Below are 18,082 nucleotides of genomic sequence, written 5' to 3'. Positions count from 1 at the left end.
TGGGGTGCGTGGGGGGAGTGCGGGGAGGTGTCACGAAGGCATCCCTTGTCTGACGTGATCGACGACGCGTCGCGGGGCATGAGCGGGATGCGCAGCAGCGCACGTGCGTGGATCCCTGACGCGGAAACGGAAGGATGCCGACCGCCGTTGAGGCCCGTTCGGCACGGCGTCGGCGCATGGGGGGAAGCGGTATCGCCGGGCATGAGGGCAGATTCGGCTCTTTGGCCTGACGGGGGTGCGGGGTACGCGGGCGTGGAGTTGAGCGGCGGCAGAACGGCCATGCGTGTGAATCATGTACTCCCATGTGGCGGAAAACCGTTCCCATGCATACCGGACCGACCCTCCGGACGTCATGTCGGCGCCACGAACGGTGTCTTACTTGTCGAAGTGCGCGGGTGAACGCGAGTACCCACCCGACCGCATACGGAACGGCGCCGGCGGCCGGGCGCCGCCCGGCCGCCGGCGCCGTTCCGTGTTCCCCGCTAGGCCTGGCGGCAGGGCTCGGGTACCTCCTGCTGCCGGAGGGGCGGGGCCGGCTGCCCGTCGTTCAGCGCCTGCCACCACGCCGTGCACAGGAGTTCGCTGAAGCGATCCATCCGGCATTCGGGCGTCGAGTAGTAGACGCCGAACATCAGGGCCAACAGCAACTTGCCCATTCGCTCGGGATCATGATGATCCGTCAGCTGTCCCTGGCGCCGGGCCTGTGCCATGAGCGTCGCGACCGTGCCGCACAGGTCCTGGGCCACTCGCGGCAGCCGGCCGTGGGTGCGGGCGGCCTCGCTGCACAGATGGAACCCGGCCCGGAAACGCAGGTCCGTCTGCAGTCGTTCGGCCAGCCTGACGGCGAGGAGGCGCAGTTTCTCCATCGGCGTGGCAGGGCCCTGTTCGACCTGGGTCAGCAGTTCCTGCCAGGCGCGCTCGAAGGGTCCGGTCAGTGCCATGGCCAGGAGCCGCTTCGACGCGAAGTGCGCGTACAGGGCGCCCTTTGTCATATGGGCTTCCTGCGCAACACGTTGCAGATTCGCACCCATGTACCCATGCCGGGCGAACTCTCCCGCTGCCGCGTCGAGCAGTAGCTCATGAGTCCTGCGTGCTCTGTCTTGCTTGATCACGGTGCCCCTTCGTGCTCCGGAATGGATCGACAAATCACCCCCAAGAAATCCTTTCTTAACGCTGCGGGGCCCACAAGCGGAGTGAGATGAGCTGTCCGAAACCGACACCGCTTGCTACCGCCCCTATAGGTAGGAAGGTGGCCGGTCATATGGAGAAGCGCGGATCGGCTGGCCGGATCACTGCTGTCTCTCACGGCTCGAAGGGCACGGTGTGCGCGACCGGTCCGACGGGGGGCGAGTGTCACCCGGTCCGCCCGGACGGCACCGCGTCGGCGGCCGCCGGTGTGAGTTCCCGCAGGTTGCGGGGGGAGGTTGGAAAGTCGTCAACCACTCCCCGGAAATTGACGTTTGAGAAGGTATTTTGTCTCGGGGTTGATTGCGCATATGCACCGAGCACCGCACCGCACATCGGTGCGGCCGATGCCAGGGGGAGAGGTTTCGAACATGCCGGCAGGCACCTTAGGCGCAACTGCGGTCGACACTCATGAGCTTCGGGCCTTCGTCGAGGAGGTCTTCGAACCACTCCAGCGTGCGGACCAGCGCCGCTGGGCTCATGCGTATCTCGGCGCCCTGCTGAGTGTGCCAGGCAAGAAGACGCTGCAGCGGCTGGCCAAGGCGGTCTCACCCGCTCCCGCCGCCGCCCACGGACTGCAGCAGTTCATCAACGCCAGTCCCTGGGACTGGGGGCCGGTCCGGCGCAGCCTGGCGCGGGCAGTGGCCACGCAGGGACTGCCACGGGCCTGGACCGTGGCCGAACTGACCATACCCAAGCGCGGTGTGCACTCCGTGGGCGTGCACCGCCGCTTCGACACCGACCTGGGCCGGACGGTCAACTGCCAACTGGCGATCGGGCTCTTCCTGGCCGCCGAGGTCGGCTGCGTGCCCGTGAACTGGAGTCTGCTGCTGGAGGAGTCCTGGTGCGCGGACGAGAAGCGCCGTTCGCGAGCGCGCATCCCGGCGTCCGTGACCGCCCGCCCGACCTGGAGACATATCCTGGACTTCGCGTCGGACGTATCCGCCACCCCCTCGCTGTCGGGCATCCCGTGGGCGCTCGACCTGCGCCGCACCGCCGACGCGGGCGCGGTCATGGAGGGGCTGGCCCGGCGCGGACTGGACTTCGTCTGCGAGGTCGGCGCCGCGGAACCCGTACTGCCGGCATTCGGCGTGGCCCCGGCGGCCGGTCTGGGGGAATGGATGGCGCGCAGCCATCCGCGCCAGCCACAGGTGGTGGTGCGCCAGGCCGTCACCGGCCGGCTCGAACGGCTGGCCGTCCACTGCGGGGAGGTGCGGCTGCCCGGAAGGGCGGGCGAACCATCCGGCGGCCCACGCGTCTACCGCGCCCTGGCCCGCCCGGTGGCCGTCGGCAGACCGGGCGCACGGTACTGGATCACCAGCCTGGCCGACTGGCGGGCCGAGGAGGTACTCGCCCTGGCCCGGCACGCCACCGCCGGTGAGGCGGCCGTCCGGGACCTCGGCCACTTCGGCGTACAGGACTTCGAGGGCCGGTCCTACCCCGGCTGGCACCATCACATGACGATGGCTTCCGCCGCGCACGCCTTCACCCGGCTGACCGCGCGGGACCGCGTCATGGCCCTCACCGTACCCGACAGCGTCTGCGCCTGACCGGCGCGCGGACGGGCGCCGATCCGTCCTGCGACTTCCGCAAGTCGAGGTTGCCCCGGCCAGGGGCCAGCCCCAAGAATCACCGTGAATCCGCGTGATACGGCCCCGCGTTCCCGGACCACACCCCGTTCCTCGAAGTCATCGTCCGCACACTTGCGTACCCATCAGTACGTAAGTTGTAGTAATTACGAATGGAGACTGCCGTGAGCTCAGCCGGCGCCGCAGGCGACATACTCCGCCCGCCCCCCTCGGAGCAGACCCAGGACTGGCTGGCGCGCGTGGAGAAGATCGCGCCCGTCATCGAGGAGAACCGCGAGCGAGCCGAGCAGGACCGGGTCACGCCCCGCCCCGTCTTCGAGGCGCTGCGCGACGCGGGCATCCCGCGCATGTGGGTCTCCAAGGAGTTCGGCGGCGAGCAGCTGCCCATCGAGACCGGCTCGGCCGTCATCCAGGCGCTCGCCCGGCTCGATGCCTCCATCGCCTGGCAGATGGGCGTCCAGGGCGCCATCGGACGGCTGTCGGACTATCTGCCGGACAGCACCTCGCGCACCCTCTTCCGGGACAGCGACGGTCTGGTGGTCGGCGGCGTCAACCCCTCCGGCCGGGCCGAGGCGGTGGACGGCGGCTACCTGCTGACCGGCGAGTGGGCCTTCGCCAGCGGCTCGGCCCACGCGGACTGGCTCGTGTGCGCCGCCCCCGTCACCGACGGCGGCGAGATCCGCCGGACCCCCGCCGGACCGGCCGTGCGCATGCTGTTCATCCCGCGCGCCGAGGCGGAGATCCGCGACACCTGGTACACCGTCGGCCTGCGCGGCACCGGCAGCAACCACTACCGCGTCGACCAGGTCTACGTACCGCAGGAGTTCACCGTCGACGGAGCGGCCATGCACCGCCCGCCCGCCGCCCGCCCCTCCCGGGCCTACCCGATCAGCTACTACGACTTCGGTCCCTTCACCTCCGCCTCCACCGCCCTCGGCGTGGCCCAGGACGCCCTCGCCGACTTCAAGGCGCTGGCCGCCCGCAAGACCGCCACCGGCGCGTCCAGCAGCCTCGCCACCAGCCACACGGTCCAGGAGAAGCTGGCCCGCGCACAGGCGGAGGTGCACAGCGCGGAGACCCTGCTCGCCCACGCGGCGGCGCAGGTGACCGCACACGGGACCGACGGCGGCGACGCGCTCACCGCCCTGGTGCGGCTGACCGCCGCGACCGTCGCCGAGAAGACCGTGGCCGCGGTGGACTCGCTGTTCACCCTGGCCGGGGCCACCTCCGTGTACGCCACCAGCCGGCTGGAGCGCTGCTTCCGCGACATCCACTCGGCCACGAAACACATCACGCTCTCCGCGACGCACTTCGAGACGGTCGGGCAGTTCCTGCTCGGCGGAGAACTCGTGATGCGGCGCTGACGGCGCCACCCCGTACCCCCACCCCCACCACCGGCCGGCCCCGGCGCCCCACCGCCCGGCCGGCCCCAAGGGACCCGCACGCCCGACCGACACCACGCCCCACCACATGACGAGGACCCACTCATGCAGACGATGAAGGCCGTGCAACTCCTCGCCCCGCGCAAGACGGTGCTGGCCGACCTGCCCATCCCCGCCACCCCGGCGGACGGACTGCTGATGAAGACGCGCTGCGTGTCCATCTGCTCGACCGACATCTCCTTCTTCGAAGGCCACCTCTTCCCCTCCGAGTACCCGGTGATCCTCGGGCACGAGTACCTCGGTGAGATCGTCGACATAGGCCCGGACTTCGACCGCAGCGGCACCGACGTGCGGATCGGCGACCGGATCGTGTACTGGGGCCAGACGGACTTCGGCGGCTTCGCCGAGTACCGCACCGTCCGGCCGATCTTCTCCGGCCAGGTCAAGGAAGACGTCTTCGCCGCCGACCGCGACTTCTACGACGACCGCCGTGCCGCGGCCGTGAAGATCCCCGAGGACATGAGCGACCTGGAGGCCTCCTTCATCGAGCCGGTGACCGGAGCGCTGCGCTCGGTGCTGTCCAACCCGCCGCGCATCGGCGACCGGGTGCTCATCATGGGCACGGGACCGATCGGCGTCATCGCGGGCAGCGTCATCCGGCGCCTGCTGGCCCCCAACTCCGTGGTCTCGGTGGACAACAACCCGGCCCGCAACGCGTTCGCCGAGGAGCAGTTCTCGCAGCGGGCGTACCTGCCCGACGAACTGATCGAGACCGTCGAGGACGGCACCTTCGACTACGTCTTCGACGCCCTGCCCACCGTCAAGGTCGACGACGAGAACAAGGACCCGCGCCGCGTCGCCATGCGCAAGCTCAAGGCCGGCGGACGCTACATCCTCTACGGCGCCTCCCAGGAGATGCAGAAGTTCGACACCTGGCTGATGCTCGCCAAGGGCATCACCATCCGCTCCGCGCCCTTCGACGTCACCAGCTTCCCGATGCACAAGAGCGCCAATGTCATCGCCTCCGCCATGCAGATGCTGCGATCGGGCATCGTGGACGGCAAGGCGCTGCTGTCGACCGTGCACCGGTTCGACGACTACGACGGCCTGGTGGACATCTTCGAGAACTACCGCTCCACCACCGACCTCAAGACCATCGTCGACTTCCGGCGATGAAGCCGCCGCCCATGGACGTGCCGGAGGAGACACCCGCGCCGCGGCACACCGTGCCGCCCGCGGCCGGTGCCGGGCTCGTCGTGGTCGCCAACCGGCTGCCCGTGAGCCTGGAGGACGACGGCACCGACGGCGGTCGCCGGCGCTGGCGGCGCAGCCCCGGCGGCCTGGTGAACGCGCTGGAACCGTTCCTGCGTACCCAGCGGGGGGCCTGGGTGGGCTGGCCCGGCACCGCGAAGGCCGGCGGCACCCCGGCCCGTGCCTGGCGGCACGACGGACTGCTCCTGTACCCGGTCGCGTTGACCGCCGACGAGGTCGACGGCTTCTACGAGGGCTTCTCCAACGCGACCCTGTGGCCGCTGTACCACGACGTGATCATGCCGCCCCGCTACCGACGTAGCTGGTGGGACGCCTACGTCCACGTCAACCGCAAGTTCGCCCAGGCCACCGCCGACATCAGCGCACGCGGGGCCACCGTCTGGGTGCAGGACTACCAGCTGCAACTGGTGCCGGCGATGCTCCGGGAGATGCGCCCCGACCTGCGGATCGGCTTCTTCCTGCACATCCCGTTTCCCCCCGTCGAGCTGTTCATGCAGGTGCCCTGGCGCACCGAGCTGATCCAGGGGCTGCTGGGCGCGGACCTCATCGGCTTCCACCGGCCGGGCGGGGCCCGCAACTTCCAGTGGCTCGCCCGGCGGCTGGCCGGAGTGCGCGAGGAGCGCGCCGTGTCGGACGTCGGGGACGAACCCGGACTCCTCGGCGTGGCGCAGTCCCCCGCCGGGCGGCGGACCGTGAAGGTGGGCGCGTTCCCCATCTCCATCGACGCAGCCGACCTCGACCGGCTGGCCCGGCGCGCCGACGTCCAGCGGCGGGCGGAGCAGATCCGCGCGCAGCTGGGCAACCCCCGCAAGATCGTCCTGGGCGTCGACCGGCTCGACTACACCAAGGGCATCGACATCCGGCTGCGCGCGCTGCACGAGTTGCTGGCCGAGGGCCGGGTCACCGCCGAGACGACCACGATGGTGCAGATCGCCACACCCAGCCGGGAGCGTGTCGAGCACTACCTGCGCATGCGGGAGGACATCGAACGCACCGTCGGCCGCATCAACGGCGAGTTCGGCCGGGTCGGTCATCCGGCCGTGCACTACCTGCACACCTCGGTGGGCCGCGAGGAACTCGCCGCCCTGTACCGGGCGGCCGACGTCATGCTCGTCACCCCGCTGCGCGACGGGATGAACCTGGTCGCCAAGGAGTACGTCGCCTGCCGGCACGACCTGCAAGGCGCCCTGGTGCTGAGCGAGTTCGCCGGTGCCGCGGCCGAACTGACCAGCGCCTTCCAGGTCAATCCCTACCATCTGGAGGAGGTGAAGTCGGGACTGGAGAAGGCCCTGACCATCAGCCGGGCCGAGGCCGGCCGTCGGATGGGCGCGCTGCGCGCCCAGGTGCTCACCCACGACGTGGGGCACTGGGCACAGTCCTTCCTGAGCACGCTCGAAGACCGCACGCCGGTCGGCGAGCCGGTCCGGCAGACCGCCTGACCGCCTGACCGCCTGACCGCAGGGCGCCGCCCCGGCGCGGCGGCCGCCCGGCCGACCACCCGGCCGGCCGGGCGGGCACACCGGGCGCATGCCGTGGTGGCGCGGCGACGGAGCCGCGCCACCACGGACGGCGAGGCACCGGCCGTACGGGCCCCGGGGCGGGCAGCCCTGCCCCGGCCCTCCCGTCCACGGGCGGAGGCGGACGGGCCTCCTGACCGTGCCGCCCCCCGGCCGGACGGCGGAGCCGACGCGCACGCCCGACACGCAGCCCGACGCGCACGCCTCGGGCTCCGGCCCTCGGACGGCTCAGGACCGCTCGCCGGAGGACCCCCAAAGGACCCGCGAAGGGTTCGCCGAGGGTCCGCCGAGGGCCCGTCCACCCCTCACTCCCGCCCGCTCAGCCCCAGACACGAACGGATGACCGTATGCCTGTCGACCGCCTCGCCTTCACCCGGACCATGTCCCGCGTACCCGCCCCTGTCACGGTGGCCACCACGGCCGACGCGTCCGGGCGGCGGTGGGGTTTCACCGGAAGTTCCTTCTCCTCGCTGTCCCTTGATCCGCCGCTCGTGCTCATCTGCCTGGACAAGGGCGCGAGCACGCACGGCGCCTTCACCTCGGCCCGGCACTTCCTCATCAACGTACTCGCCCACGACCAGAGCGATGTCGCCCTGCGCTTCGCGACCTCGGGCGTCGACCGGTTCGAGGCCGGTGACATGACGCCCTGCGAACTCGGCCTGCCCGGGCTGCCGGAGGCGGCGGCGCGCATCGCCTGCACCACCCACGAGATCCTGGACGGAGGCGATCACAGCATCCTCGTCGGCCGGGTCGAGGCGACCCACGCGGGCGACAGAGCGCCCCTCGTCTACAGCGACCGCGTCTTCGGCCGGCCCGTCCCCAACGACCAGATGGCCGCGACCGGATGACCCGTGCCACGGCCCCGCTCCGGCTCGCGGTGCTGGGCACGGACCATGTGCACCTCCCCGACTACCTGGAGGTGGTCGACCGCGACCCGCGGGCCGCGCTGGCCGCCGTCTACAGCGACCGCCCGGCACCGGTGGCGGGCATCGAGCCCGCGCGGGACGCGGCCGAGGCACTGGCCGGGGCCGACGCGGCCGTGATCGTCTCCACCACGGCCCAGCACGGCACCCTGCTGCGCCAGGCCGTGCGGGCCCGCGTCCCTGCGCTGATCGAGAAGCCCCTGGCGGCCTCCGCCGAGGAGACCGGCCGGCTCGCGGTGCTCCTCGCGGCGGCCGAACGGCCGGTCACCACCGCGATGTTCCTGCGCTGCGCGCCCGAACTGAGGGAGGTGCGCGCCAAGCTGGCCGACCGGGCCCTCGGCGAACTGGCGGGCGTGCACCTCCGCTTCACCCATCCGGGGCTGCTGGACGGTGTGTTCACCGGCCCCGCCGCCTGGATGCTGGCCGAGCGGCACGGCGCCGCGGGCGCCTTCGCCGACCTCGCGGTCCACTTGGTCGACCTGCTGGAGTGGCTGGACCCCTCGGCGGGTCTGCGGGTGTGCGGCGCCTCCTACCTCGGCCGCTCCGGCACCGACCTGAACGTGGGCGGGGCCGCCGTGCTGTCCTGGGGCGGCGTGCCGGTGACCCTCCAGGCGGGCTGGACGTCCCGCCCCGGCGGCCTGCACCTGCACATCGAGGGCACGCGCGCCAGCGTGACCGTCGAGCCGCGGCCGCGGGCCGGAGCCGCGCTGGAGGCATTCCTCGGCCAGCTGAGGGGAGACCTGCGCTGGGAGCCGCCCACCGCCCGGGAGATCGTACGCACCGCCCGCGCCCTGGACGCCATCGACCGGGCGGCGCGCACGGAACCGGAATGACATCCACCGCCTCACCTCTGGAAGTCGCCGTGGGCCGTCCGCGGTCACTGGAGCGTGTTCGTCGGTACTCGCTCGGACACCTGCTCCCCACCGCCGCGCCGCTCGTCCCGGCCCGCGCGGCGACGGACCCCAGGACCGGTCAGGTCCTGGGATCCGTCCGGCTCGGGCGCGGGGCCGCACCCGGCCGGCCCGCCGCGGGCTCCTGCCGGCGGGCCGCGACGGCCGGATGCAGCGGCGGCTCGGCGACACCGGCGGCCCGTTGGTTCGCGAACTCCTTGCGCAGCACCTGAACGACCTCGCCCAGCATGTCCAGTTGCTCCAGCACGGTCTTCAACGGCAGCCCGGCGTGGTCCATGATGAACATCTGCCGCTGGTAGTCGCCGAAGTACTCACGGAGCCGCAGGGTCTTCTCGATGACCTGCTGCGGACTGCCCACGGACAGCGGCGTGACCTCCATGAAGTCCTCCAGGGACGGACCGTGCCCGTACACCGGCGCGTTGTCGAAGTACGGCCGGAACTCCCTGATGGCGTCCTGCGAGTTCTTGCGCATGAAGGCCTGCCCGCCGAGCCCGACGACGGCCTGCTCGGGCCGGCCGTGCCCGCTCTCCGCGTAGTGGTGCCGGTAGAGCGCGATCAGGTCCTGGAAGTGCTCCTTGGGCCACAGGATGTTGCTGGCGAAGAACCCGTCGCCGTAGTGGCCGGCCTGCACCGCGATCTCCGGGCTGCGGATCGAACCGTGCCAGACGAACGGGGGCACACCGTCCAGCGGCCGGGGCGTGGCGGTGAAGTGGCTGAGCGGCGTACGGAACTTGCCGTGCCAGTTCACCTCCTCCTCCCGCCACAGCCGGTGCAGCAGCGCGTAGTTCTCCAGCGCGAGGGGGATGCCCAGCCGGATGTCCTTGCCGAACCACGGGTAGACCGGGGCGGTGTTGCCCCGGCCGAGCACCAGGTCCACGCGCCCGTCGGCCAGGTGCTGGAGCATCGCGTAGTCCTCGGCGATCTTCACCGGATCGTTCGTGGTGATCAGGGTGACCGCGGTGGACAGGATGATCCGCTCGGTGCGCGCGGCGATGTAGCCGAGCAGCGTCGTCGGGGACGTGGGCACATGGGGCGGGTTGTGGTGCTCACCGGTGGCGAAGACGTCCAGGCCCACCTCCTCCGCCTTGAGCGCGATCCGGACCATCGACTTGATCCGCTCGTGCTCGGTCGGGACACGGCCCGTGGTCGGGTCAGGGGTGATGTCTCCGACGCTGTAGATGCCGAATTGCACGGGGCAGCTCCTCACAGGGGTCGCAGTGACGACAGGTCGCAGTGGTGCGCACCCGCTGTGGGGGAGGCGTGGACCGTGCCGGTCCCGGATGCGCGGGTCAGGTTTCGGATCGGTCCCGGCCGCCCACGGCCATCAGACGCCGGGCCTTCTCCAGCGCCTCGTCGTCGTCGGCCCCCGCCAGGATGGCGTCCAGGAGGCCCGGGTAGCGCGCGTCGAGGTCGTCGCGGCGCAGGGACAACAGGTTCTCCCTGCCGGAGGGGTGCTGCCAGATGACACCGCTCTCGCGCAGGACGCGCCAGTGATGCGTCATCGTGGACTTGGCGGTGATCCCCAACAGTCCCAGGACGCTGCCGCAGTTGTGTTCCCCGCCCGCGTCGAGCACACGGACGACGGCGAGTCGTACGGGGCTGCCCAGCGCGGACAGGACGCTTTCGATCCGGATCTGGTCGCGGTCTGGATGGCGGCTCATATTGCCACAGTACCGCGATACTCAAACTTTCCATCACCTGGGCGCTTACCGTCCGTTGGCCTCTTCCCCGGGTGCCGGGCCGCCGGCCCGGCGTCCCTCTAGGCGCGCCTTCCGACACCCCTCGGGAGCTGATCGCCCGCATGGATCTCCTCTCGGCGCGCCCGCGCGGCCGGACCGGTCGGCGGGCCGCGATGGTTCGACTGTACTAAAGTTGCCGAACAATGCAACGTACGTAATTATACGAACAGTCGTGGCGATGCGGCGCCGTCCGGGCCGCCTGGTGCGTCGCCCGGGCTTCCACGTCCCAAGAGACCGCACGGACCGCAGCTCCGAGAACCACACCCGCAGATCCAGAAGGGGCCCTTCTGTCATGTCCTCCACATCAGCACCGAACCAAGGAAGCCCGGGCGGCGCCCCACGCCACTTGGTCTGGACCCTGACGCTGCTGGCCCTCGCCCAGCTGCTCTACGGCCTCGACCTGAACATCGTGTTCGTGGCGCTGCCGGAGATCGGTCAGGAGCTGGGCTTCCCCGGTCAGACCCAGCAGCTGGTGGTCAGCGCCTACGTCGTCTTCGCGGGCGGCTTCCTGCTGTTCGGCGGGCGCGCGGCGGACCTGCTCGGCCGGCGCAGGATGTTCGTCCTCGCCCTCGCGATGTACGCCGTGTCGTCGCTGGCCGGCGGTCTCGCGCCCAGCCCCGAGGTCATCGTCGTGGCCCGCGCCGTGCAGGGCATCGCCGGCGCCCTGCTGCTGCCGTCCACCCTGTCGCTGATCAACACCCTCTTCGAGGAGGGTCCCAAGCGGAACCGGGCCCTCGCGGTATGGGGCGGCGCCGGGGCCAGCGGTCTGACCATCGGTGCCCTGCTCGGCGGTGTGCTCACGGAGAACTTAGGCTGGCCGTCGGTGTTCTTCGTCAACGTCCCCTTCGGCGCTCTGGTCGCCCTGTGCGCCCTGTTCGTCATCCCGCGTGATCCGGCCCGCACCGAGCGCCGCAAGTTCGACTTCCCCGGCTCCCTCACCGTCACCGGCGGTGCCACGCTGCTGGTGTTCGCCCTCGTCGAGGGGCCCGAGCGGGGCTGGGGTGACGGCCTGGTGGTCGGCGCGTTCGTCCTCGCCGTCGTGCTGCTCGCGCTGTTCGCCGTGGCCGAGTCGCGCAGCTCCGACCCCCTGATGCCGTTCCGGCTGTTCAAGAACCGGAACCTCACCGTGGGAATGCTCATCACCTTCCTCTACATGGCGACCTTCGGTGTCCTGCCGTACTTCCTCACCGTCCTGATGCAGAGCGTGCACGGCTACAGCGCCCTGCAGACCGGCCTCGGCTTCCTGATCCCGTCGCTCGCGATCGCCACCGGCACCCAACTCGGCGAGCGGTTCGCCGGCAGGACCGGCACCCGCACCACGCTGGTCATCGGCTTCGTCGTCGGCATCGCCGGCACGGTCGGCCTCGCCTTCGGCTTCGACGCCGGCGCGAGCTACGCCGTGCTGGTGCCCGGCCTGATCGTGTCCGGCGTCGGCCAGGGCATCGTCTGGACGGCGATGTGGATCGCCGCCGCCACCGGCACCGCCCCGCAGGAGCAGGGCGTGGCGAACGGCATCGCCTCGACCGCGCTGAACATCGGCAACGCCATCGGCCTGGCGATCTTCACCGTCATCGCCGAGATCGGCACGGACGGCAAGGCGGGCCGGGCGCTGAAGGCGGCGCGGGCGGACGGCGAGTTCCTGGTCGTGATGCTCACCGCGGCCGGCATGGCCGTCGGTCTGCTCGTCACGCTCGCCCTGAAGCGGCAGCCGTCGCCCACCGCCGTGCCCACGCCCGGCAGCGAAGAAGATGGGGCCCTCGCGGCCCGCTGAGCCCAGGCCGTGTGCCGCAGGGCCGCCTCGCACCTGTGTCGCGGAGGGGTGTTGCCGTCATGCCGTCCGTCCCAGCCACCCGGTGGTGCCCGACGGCCGCGAGGTCCCGGGCCCCCTCGGTGATCTGTGCGCCGATCGCGGCCCGCAGCGCACGGTTCCCGTCCGAGGCCAGGTGTTCCGTGCGGGAGCGGCCGGTCGCGGTGGCACACGCCGGGGGCGGCCCGTCGGCGTCGGCCTCCGGACCGGGGCGGCGGCCGAGCGGATCCTCCAGGAGGGACACGGCCCGAGCGGTGGCCGACGGCCGGCCGGTGCGCCGGGAACGGTACGCGGTACGGCCGGTGTCCCATGCCGAAGCGGCCCCTGTGCGGCAACGGCCCGCGGCAGCGGCCCGCGGCACAACGCGCGGGTGGTGCCGGGAAGTTGGCCATGACCAGGAAAGGTCACTGAAAGTAACGAAGCGCCACCAGTGGCGGCTTTTTCGGCAAGTTCGCCTTGCGGACCCCGGGAGCCGAGCTAGATCATTGTGCGGAGCACTGTGTGGAACGTACATCGGGTCTTGCAGCCCGAGCCGAGGCGGAGCCTCAGTGAGGGGCGACCGAGTCCGTTCGGGAGGGGCAGGCCCATGCAGGAGAGGGCACTGAGGACGCGTCACGCGCTGATGACGGCCGCCGCCGAGCAGTTCGACCGGTGCGGGTATGCCGGGACGTCGCTGGCCCGGGTGAGCAAGACCGTCGACATGACGATGGGCGCGCTGACGTTCCACTTCCGCTCGAAGTGCGACCTCGCCAACGTGGTCGAGGCGCGGGGCCGGGAGACTCTGCGGGCGGCTGTGGCCGGCGCCGTCTCGAGCGGGGGGCCCGCGCTGCGGCGGCTGAGCGAACTGCTGCTGGAGCTCGCCAGGCTGCTGGAGCAGGACGTCGTCGTCCGGGCCACTGTACGGCTGTCCACGGAGCGCGGCACCGGCTGCTGGTCGCAGATCTGGCTGCCGGAGATGCGCAAACTGCTCCAGGAAGCCTCCGACGAGGGCCAGTTGAAGCGGAGCGTCTCCGCCGAGAAGGCCGCCGACATGATCGGTTTCCTGCTGGTCGGGATGGACGCGAACCTGCGTGCCCAGGACTGGTCGGCGTCCACGCACGTCACCGAGCGGCTGGAGCAGGTGTGGCAGCTGACGCTCGCCGCGATCAGTGCCGAGGCGGCGGCCGACTGAGTCATTCCGGCGGGCCGGCCGGACGCTTGGCCCCGGCCGTGGTGCCGTAGCAGAGTCCGTCGATGCCCCCGAGGTGGGCCCGGGCTGTGTCGAAGATGTCCGCCAGTTGCGCGATCTGTTCCTCGGTGAGGACGTCGAGGAAGCCGCCGCGGACGGTCGCGAGATGTCCGGGGGCCGTGCGGTCGAGCACCTCACGGCCCGCGTCGGTGAGGATCGCGAGGACACCGCGCTCGTCCTGGGCGTCGGTCTGCCGCCACAGCAGCCCGGCCTTCTCCAACTGCGTGACCTGGTAGGTGAGACCGCTGCGCGAACAGACCATACGGTCGGCCAGCTCGGTCATCCGCAGCCGGAGGCCGGGGCTCTCGTTCAGTCTGGTGAGGATCTCGTACTGCACCTGGGTCACCTCGCCGTCGTCGCGCAGTTGCCGGTCCACGAGCCGGTGCAGCAGCTGGTACGTCTCCAGGAAACCGGCCCAGGCGCGCATCTCCGTGTCGTTCAGCCACCGGTGTTCGCTCGTTTCCATGAAGCCACCCTATCGGCTGGCAATGGCTTTCGAAATAGGCCCCGGTGAGAGCCGGCGGGCCGCCCGCTGCCACGCGTGTTCAAGTGTGCCGGGCGGGAATAGCGGGTCGGCCGACGGCATTGTGCTCATCAATTGCCCGTGCACCACGCCACCCGATGGGAATGGTTCATGCAATTCGGTGTCGCGGCGGGCCGCACACACGGCGGTGCCCGCCACGACTTTCACGTGGCGGGCGCTGCCCTGTGTGCGGCCGGAGCGGCCGGTCACCCCTTGGCCGGCGCGACAGGCCGGCGTGCGCCGCGCGGCCGGGACCAGCGCCGCACGATCGGGACCTCGACCAGGGTGTACAGGAGCCAGGAGGCCAGGACGGTGACCGCTGCCTCCGCGACGAGGATCGCGACGCCCACGGGCGTCGAGTACAGCTCGGTGCCCAGCAGCTCGCGGGTGGAGGCGAGGACCACATAGTGCAGCAGGTAGAAGGCGAAGGAGATCTCGCCGAGCCAGACCATAGCGCGGTGACGGAAGAGGGAGCGCCGCCCCTCGTGGTCGGCGAGGGCACCGGCCGCGATCAGGAGCACGGCCGGGATCACGCAGACGGCGCGCTGGCCGTACAGGTGGGGCACGTAGGAGGCGATGACGTAGCCGACCACGAGCAGCGCCCCGGCCGGCAGCATGCCGATGTTGCGCCAGCGGCCGAGCATGACCGCCCGGGCGACCAGGATGCCCAGGGCGAAGTCGAGGATGCGCGGGAAGGGCAGGATGTAGGCGAACCAGAAGTGCGTCGCGGAGGTGCTCGGGTTGTTGTCCATCATCGCCGTGCCGGCCGGGACGAGCGTGTAGGTCAGCAGGGGAGTGGCGAAGACGGCCGCTATGGTGCCGCCGATCCAGTACTTGAGCCGGTCGGCGCGGATCTTGTTGCAGACGGCGATGAGCAGCGGGAACACCAGGTAGAAGACCGCCTCGACGGCCAGCGACCAGCCGGGCGGGTTCACGGCGAGGTTGGTGGCGAAGTCCGGGATGTAGACCTGGAGCATGAACAGGCTGAGCACCGCGCGCCAGGCCTCCGTCTCCACCGCCGCGTACAGCACCATCGCCAGGGCCCAGGCGACGACGTAGTTGGGGAGGATCTTGACGAAGCGGCGGCGCCAGAAGGCGGGCGCGGTGTCGCCGGGGCGGGCCGACCAGGTCAGCACGAAGCCGCTGAGGATGAAGAAGAAGGTCACGCCGAGCGCGCCGGCCTGCGCAAGCGTGGCGGTGAAGTCGCTCTCCAGGGCGTCGTCGGCGAACATGCGCACCGACGGGTAGGGCAGCGAGGCGTGGAAGACGAAGACGAGCAGGGCGGCGGGAAAGCGCAGTCCGGTCAGCGTGTCCAGGCGGGCGCTGCGCCGGGGCCCGGGGACTTCCGGCCGGAGCTCACGCTCCCGAACGGTCATTTCTTCCGTGGACATGGAAATACTCCTTGGAGAAGAGTCCCTGAAGGAGGAAGCGGAGGAATTTTGTCCGGGTGCGCGAACTCCGCGAGGAGTGGCACCGTCCGCCTCTTTGGGTGGGAATGATTCTCCGGGAGCCGCTTCGCCGATTCAACCGATCAAGCGATGCCCAAGTTTTTGGGGAAAATAAGACTCACGAGCGTGGAGAGGGTCCACGGAAAAGCCCTGTCCATACCTGTCCATGGTCATGGGAAATGCCCGGCGATCGGGAGATCACCGGGCATTTCCCAGGTGTGGGGGGAGTCGGTCGACGGGCCGCGCTTCAGCCGCGCACCAGGGTCAGGCCGATGCCCGGGCCGTGGCCCTTGCCGAAGGCGAGCTGGATCAGCAGCTCGATGGCGGGCTCGATGTACCGCGCGCTGGACAGCGGGCCGGCGTCCACGGCGTCGAAGCCGAGCTGCGTGGCCAGGTCGATGGCGGTCTTCTTGGCGGCCTCGTCGTCGCCGGCGACGGGCAGGAACAGCTTGTTGCCGTTCACCTCGCCGCTGGCCAGGTGGTTGGCGAAGACGCTGTTGAACGCCTTGGCGACACGGGCACCGGGCAGCGCCTTGGCGACCTCCTCGCCACCGGAGGTGGTGTGACCCACCGTCAGCGACATGAAGTCGGCGGCGAGCGGGTTGGTGGCGTCGATGACGGTCTTGCCGTCCAGCGCGCTCTTGACCGCCCCGTCCAGACCGGCGACAGCGGAGAACGGCACCGCGAGCACCACCACGTCGGACGCGCTCGCCGTGGCGGCCACCTCCTGCGCCGGCACCGAGCTGTTCACCGCGGTGACCTCGTGACCGGCCTCGGTGAGCCGGCCGGACAGGGCGGAGCCGACGTTGCCGTTGCCGATGATCAGGATCTTGGACATGCGCGTTATTCCCTTTCGGAGGAGGGCTGCTCCGCGTTCGTCGAGCGAAGCTGCCGTGACAGTAGGTTTTGCTTCGAATTCGAAGCAAGGTCGACGTGGCAGAGTCGTCACCGTGTGACGGCCGCCACATCCATGGCGTGCGGGGCGGTGGGCGCAGCCGGGAGCACCGCGCGAGCGTGAGCGGTACGACGGTGTCTGCCGGGCCGTCCTACGGGCGGGAACGGGAGGTGCGGGAAGAACCCGATGCGCAGGTCGGGGTGCGGCCCGCGCAGGACGGCCCGGACCAGTTGGAGTTGGTGGTCCCGGTCCCACACTGTGGCGTCCTCGGCTGCGGCGGCGGCTTCCTGGTGGTGGAACTCCGCGGCGGTCAGGGGCACCGGGGGCGGCCGGAGTCCGTCGCCGGTGAAGCGCGCCGCCCCGGCGTCGGGGAACCGGGCCGGCCGGCCCAGTCGGCGCGCACCGGGAGAGCGGGAACGGCCCCACGGCGCCGGCCGGTCCGCCCGGCTTGAGCTTCCACCCGTTCATGCCGTCGGCGGCCCGTTCCGCGACGACGGGCAGCCGGCCGGCGAGGACCGCTGTCCGGCGTGGGACGGAAAGGGGCGGTGCCGGACCCGGGCCGGCACCGGCGCGCCCTTCAGGAGGCGTCGCGCGCCCGGAAGTCGACGATGGTCTTCAGGTCCGTGGTCGAGCGGTAGTTCTCGAAGATGCCGACCAGGCCGTCGTAGTCGTCGAACCGGTGCACGGTGGACAGCAGCCGCTTGCCGTCGACGATGCCGGACAGCAGCATCCGCATCGCCGACTGGATGACGTTCGCCGTCCAGTGCATCGGGAAGGCGCTGACGTCGAACGGCGAGGCGCAGATGTGGATGCCCTTGGCGAGCATCAGCCAGGTGTCGAACTTCTGCATCTCCTGGGAGGCGCCGTACAGGACGTACCTGCCCTTCGGCTTCAGCTTGCGCATCGCCACCCGGCGCGGGTCCTTCCGCTCGTCATCGGTCTTGACGGTGGGCAGCGCGTCGAAGACGTAGTCGAAGGTGTTGTCCGGAACCTCGGCGATGAGCTCGTCGGGCAGGTAGGCGCGGTGCGAGAAGTGCTCGCCGGCCTGCTCGTTGCGGGCCGGGTTGGCGTCGACGGAGACCACCGTGCGGGCGGCGAGCAGGCGCCGGATGACGCTGCCCGCGATGATGCCGATCGGGCCGGTGCCCATGATCAGTACCTTGTCGCCGATCTTCGGCGGGTTGGCCAGCACCGAGCGCATCGCGCCGGTGACGGGCTCGATGAAGGACGCCTGTAAGTCGTCCAGCTCCTGCGGAACCTTCACCGCGGCGGCGCGGCGGTCGTCGTGGAAGTCGCGGTCGGCCCGGAACACGTCCTCCTTGGTCTCGCCGGAGAAGACCGGGCGCAGTGAGCGGTACTCGGCGAAGCCGCCGAAGTCCGTCTGGCCCCAGTAGACGATCCGGTCGCCGATCTCGATGTCCGGGTTGTCGAACTCCGGTCCCGTTTCGATCACTTCACCGAGGTACTCGTGGCCGAGGATGACCGGGTACTCGGAGGGGAAGAGGTGCCCTTCGAACATGGAGATGTCGGTGGAGCAGATCGACACGCACCGCGTCTTCATGAGCAGGCCGTCGGCCGGGACCTCGGGGACCGGGACGTCGCCCAGGATGGTCTTGCGGGGGGCGATGAGCTGGACCGCCTTCATGGTGCGCATGCTGATTCC

15 protein-coding genes are annotated in these 18,082 nt (G+C 70.7%); 8 read left to right on the top strand and 7 right to left on the bottom strand.

Features of this window, described 5'->3' with window-relative positions; genetic code table 11:
* Positions 1–482: 482 nt before the first annotated feature.
* Positions 483–1,112, bottom strand: a complete 630-nt coding sequence (locus IH25_RS0118220) for a TetR/AcrR family transcriptional regulator (protein ID WP_051753999.1) — start codon at positions 1,110–1,112, stop codon at positions 483–485.
* A 444-nt stretch (positions 1,113–1,556) separates the two neighbouring features.
* Here IH25_RS0118220 and IH25_RS37590 point away from each other — a divergent pair, with 444 nt between their 5' ends.
* The 6 genes from IH25_RS37590 to IH25_RS0118185 all read left to right on the top strand — a co-directional run bounded on the left by IH25_RS37590 (position 1,557) and on the right by IH25_RS0118185 (position 8,701).
* Positions 1,557–2,735, top strand: a complete 1,179-nt coding sequence (locus IH25_RS37590; protein WP_051753998.1) for an IS701 family transposase — start codon at positions 1,557–1,559, stop codon at positions 2,733–2,735.
* 203 nt (positions 2,736–2,938) lie between these two features.
* Entirely contained in the window at positions 2,939–4,138 is a 1,200-nt protein-coding gene (locus IH25_RS0118205) for an acyl-CoA dehydrogenase family protein (protein ID WP_030610940.1), read from the top strand.
* A gap of 123 nt (positions 4,139–4,261) precedes the next feature.
* Positions 4,262–5,332: a zinc-dependent alcohol dehydrogenase gene (locus IH25_RS0118200; protein WP_030610938.1), complete on the top strand. Its 1,071-nt coding sequence runs from the start codon at positions 4,262–4,264 to the stop codon at positions 5,330–5,332.
* Positions 5,329–6,867: an alpha,alpha-trehalose-phosphate synthase (UDP-forming) gene (locus IH25_RS0118195; protein ID WP_245172815.1), complete on the top strand. Its 1,539-nt coding sequence runs from the start codon at positions 5,329–5,331 to the stop codon at positions 6,865–6,867. The genes IH25_RS0118200 and IH25_RS0118195 overlap by 4 nt, the downstream gene beginning before the upstream one ends.
* A gap of 425 nt (positions 6,868–7,292) precedes the next feature.
* On the top strand, positions 7,293–7,793 hold the full coding sequence (locus IH25_RS0118190; protein WP_030610932.1) for a flavin reductase family protein: 501 nt from the start codon (positions 7,293–7,295) through the stop codon (positions 7,791–7,793).
* Positions 7,790–8,701, top strand: coding sequence for a Gfo/Idh/MocA family protein (locus IH25_RS0118185; protein ID WP_030610930.1), 912 nt, complete (start codon positions 7,790–7,792; stop codon positions 8,699–8,701). Before IH25_RS0118190 ends, IH25_RS0118185 begins: the two co-directional genes overlap by 4 nt.
* A gap of 139 nt (positions 8,702–8,840) precedes the next feature.
* On the opposite strand, the gene IH25_RS0118180 is transcribed toward IH25_RS0118185, so the two are convergent.
* The gene (locus tag IH25_RS0118180) at positions 8,841–9,971 is read right to left on the bottom strand and encodes an LLM class flavin-dependent oxidoreductase (RefSeq protein ID WP_030610927.1); all 1,131 of its coding nucleotides are present in this window, start codon (positions 9,969–9,971) and stop codon (positions 8,841–8,843) included.
* 97 nt (positions 9,972–10,068) lie between these two features.
* Entirely contained in the window at positions 10,069–10,440 is a 372-nt protein-coding gene (locus IH25_RS0118175; RefSeq protein WP_051753995.1) for an ArsR/SmtB family transcription factor, read from the bottom strand.
* Between the two features lie 370 nt (positions 10,441–10,810).
* On the opposite strand from IH25_RS0118175, the gene IH25_RS0118170 reads away from it, so the two are divergent.
* Together IH25_RS0118170 and IH25_RS0118165 are read left to right on the top strand one after the other, a co-directional pair.
* On the top strand, positions 10,811–12,289 hold the full coding sequence (locus tag IH25_RS0118170; protein WP_078844292.1) for an MFS transporter: 1,479 nt from the start codon (positions 10,811–10,813) through the stop codon (positions 12,287–12,289).
* Positions 12,290–12,911: 622 nt separating this feature from the next.
* Positions 12,912–13,496 (top strand): ScbR family autoregulator-binding transcription factor, encoded by a 585-nt coding sequence (locus IH25_RS0118165; protein ID WP_030610917.1) that lies wholly within the window; start codon positions 12,912–12,914, stop codon positions 13,494–13,496.
* 1 nt (position 13,497) lies between these two features.
* Here IH25_RS0118165 and IH25_RS0118160 read toward each other — a convergent pair whose 3' ends face one another.
* The 4 genes from IH25_RS0118160 to IH25_RS0118140 all read right to left on the bottom strand — a co-directional run bounded on the left by IH25_RS0118160 (position 13,498) and on the right by IH25_RS0118140 (position 18,073).
* Positions 13,498–14,019: a MarR family winged helix-turn-helix transcriptional regulator gene (locus IH25_RS0118160; RefSeq protein ID WP_037655151.1), complete on the bottom strand. Its 522-nt coding sequence runs from the start codon at positions 14,017–14,019 to the stop codon at positions 13,498–13,500.
* A 263-nt stretch (positions 14,020–14,282) separates the two neighbouring features.
* Positions 14,283–15,467: an acyltransferase family protein gene (locus IH25_RS0118155; protein WP_030610911.1), complete on the bottom strand. Its 1,185-nt coding sequence runs from the start codon at positions 15,465–15,467 to the stop codon at positions 14,283–14,285.
* Between the two features lie 304 nt (positions 15,468–15,771).
* Entirely contained in the window at positions 15,772–16,362 is a 591-nt protein-coding gene (locus tag IH25_RS0118150) for an NADPH-dependent F420 reductase (RefSeq protein WP_030610908.1), read from the bottom strand.
* 634 nt (positions 16,363–16,996) lie between these two features.
* Positions 16,997–18,073, bottom strand: coding sequence for a zinc-dependent alcohol dehydrogenase (locus IH25_RS0118140; protein ID WP_030610906.1), 1,077 nt, complete (start codon positions 18,071–18,073; stop codon positions 16,997–16,999).
* Positions 18,074–18,082: the final 9 nt, after the last annotated feature.

It is taken from the genome of Streptomyces achromogenes subsp. achromogenes (assembly GCF_000720835.1).
GTDB classification, from domain to species: Bacteria; Actinomycetota; Actinomycetes; order Streptomycetales; family Streptomycetaceae; genus Streptomyces; species Streptomyces achromogenes.
This window is presented reverse-complemented; position numbering and strand designations above follow the sequence as displayed.

What these genes read in the sequence shown, in the direction of transcription:
- IH25_RS37590 (WP_051753998.1), top strand. Translation starts at nt 1,557, where the DNA reads ATGCCGGCAGGCACCTTAGGCGCAACTGCGGTCGACACTCATGAGCTT.
- IH25_RS0118200 (WP_030610938.1), top strand. Translation starts at nt 4,262, where the DNA reads ATGCAGACGATGAAGGCCGTGCAACTCCTCGCCCCGCGCAAGACGGTG.
- IH25_RS0118195 (WP_245172815.1), top strand. Translation starts at nt 5,329, where the DNA reads ATGAAGCCGCCGCCCATGGACGTGCCGGAGGAGACACCCGCGCCGCGG.
- IH25_RS0118190 (WP_030610932.1), top strand. Translation starts at nt 7,293, where the DNA reads ATGCCTGTCGACCGCCTCGCCTTCACCCGGACCATGTCCCGCGTACCC.
- IH25_RS0118185 (WP_030610930.1), top strand. Translation starts at nt 7,790, where the DNA reads ATGACCCGTGCCACGGCCCCGCTCCGGCTCGCGGTGCTGGGCACGGAC.
- IH25_RS0118175 (WP_051753995.1), bottom strand. Translation starts at nt 10,440, where the DNA reads ATGAGCCGCCATCCAGACCGCGACCAGATCCGGATCGAAAGCGTCCTG.
- IH25_RS0118170 (WP_078844292.1), top strand. Translation starts at nt 10,811, where the DNA reads ATGTCCTCCACATCAGCACCGAACCAAGGAAGCCCGGGCGGCGCCCCA.
- IH25_RS0118165 (WP_030610917.1), top strand. Translation starts at nt 12,912, where the DNA reads ATGCAGGAGAGGGCACTGAGGACGCGTCACGCGCTGATGACGGCCGCC.
- IH25_RS0118160 (WP_037655151.1), bottom strand. Translation starts at nt 14,019, where the DNA reads ATGGAAACGAGCGAACACCGGTGGCTGAACGACACGGAGATGCGCGCC.
- IH25_RS0118155 (WP_030610911.1), bottom strand. Translation starts at nt 15,467, where the DNA reads ATGTCCACGGAAGAAATGACCGTTCGGGAGCGTGAGCTCCGGCCGGAA.
- IH25_RS0118150 (WP_030610908.1), bottom strand. Translation starts at nt 16,362, where the DNA reads ATGTCCAAGATCCTGATCATCGGCAACGGCAACGTCGGCTCCGCCCTG.
- IH25_RS0118140 (WP_030610906.1), bottom strand. Translation starts at nt 18,073, where the DNA reads ATGCGCACCATGAAGGCGGTCCAGCTCATCGCCCCCCGCAAGACCATC.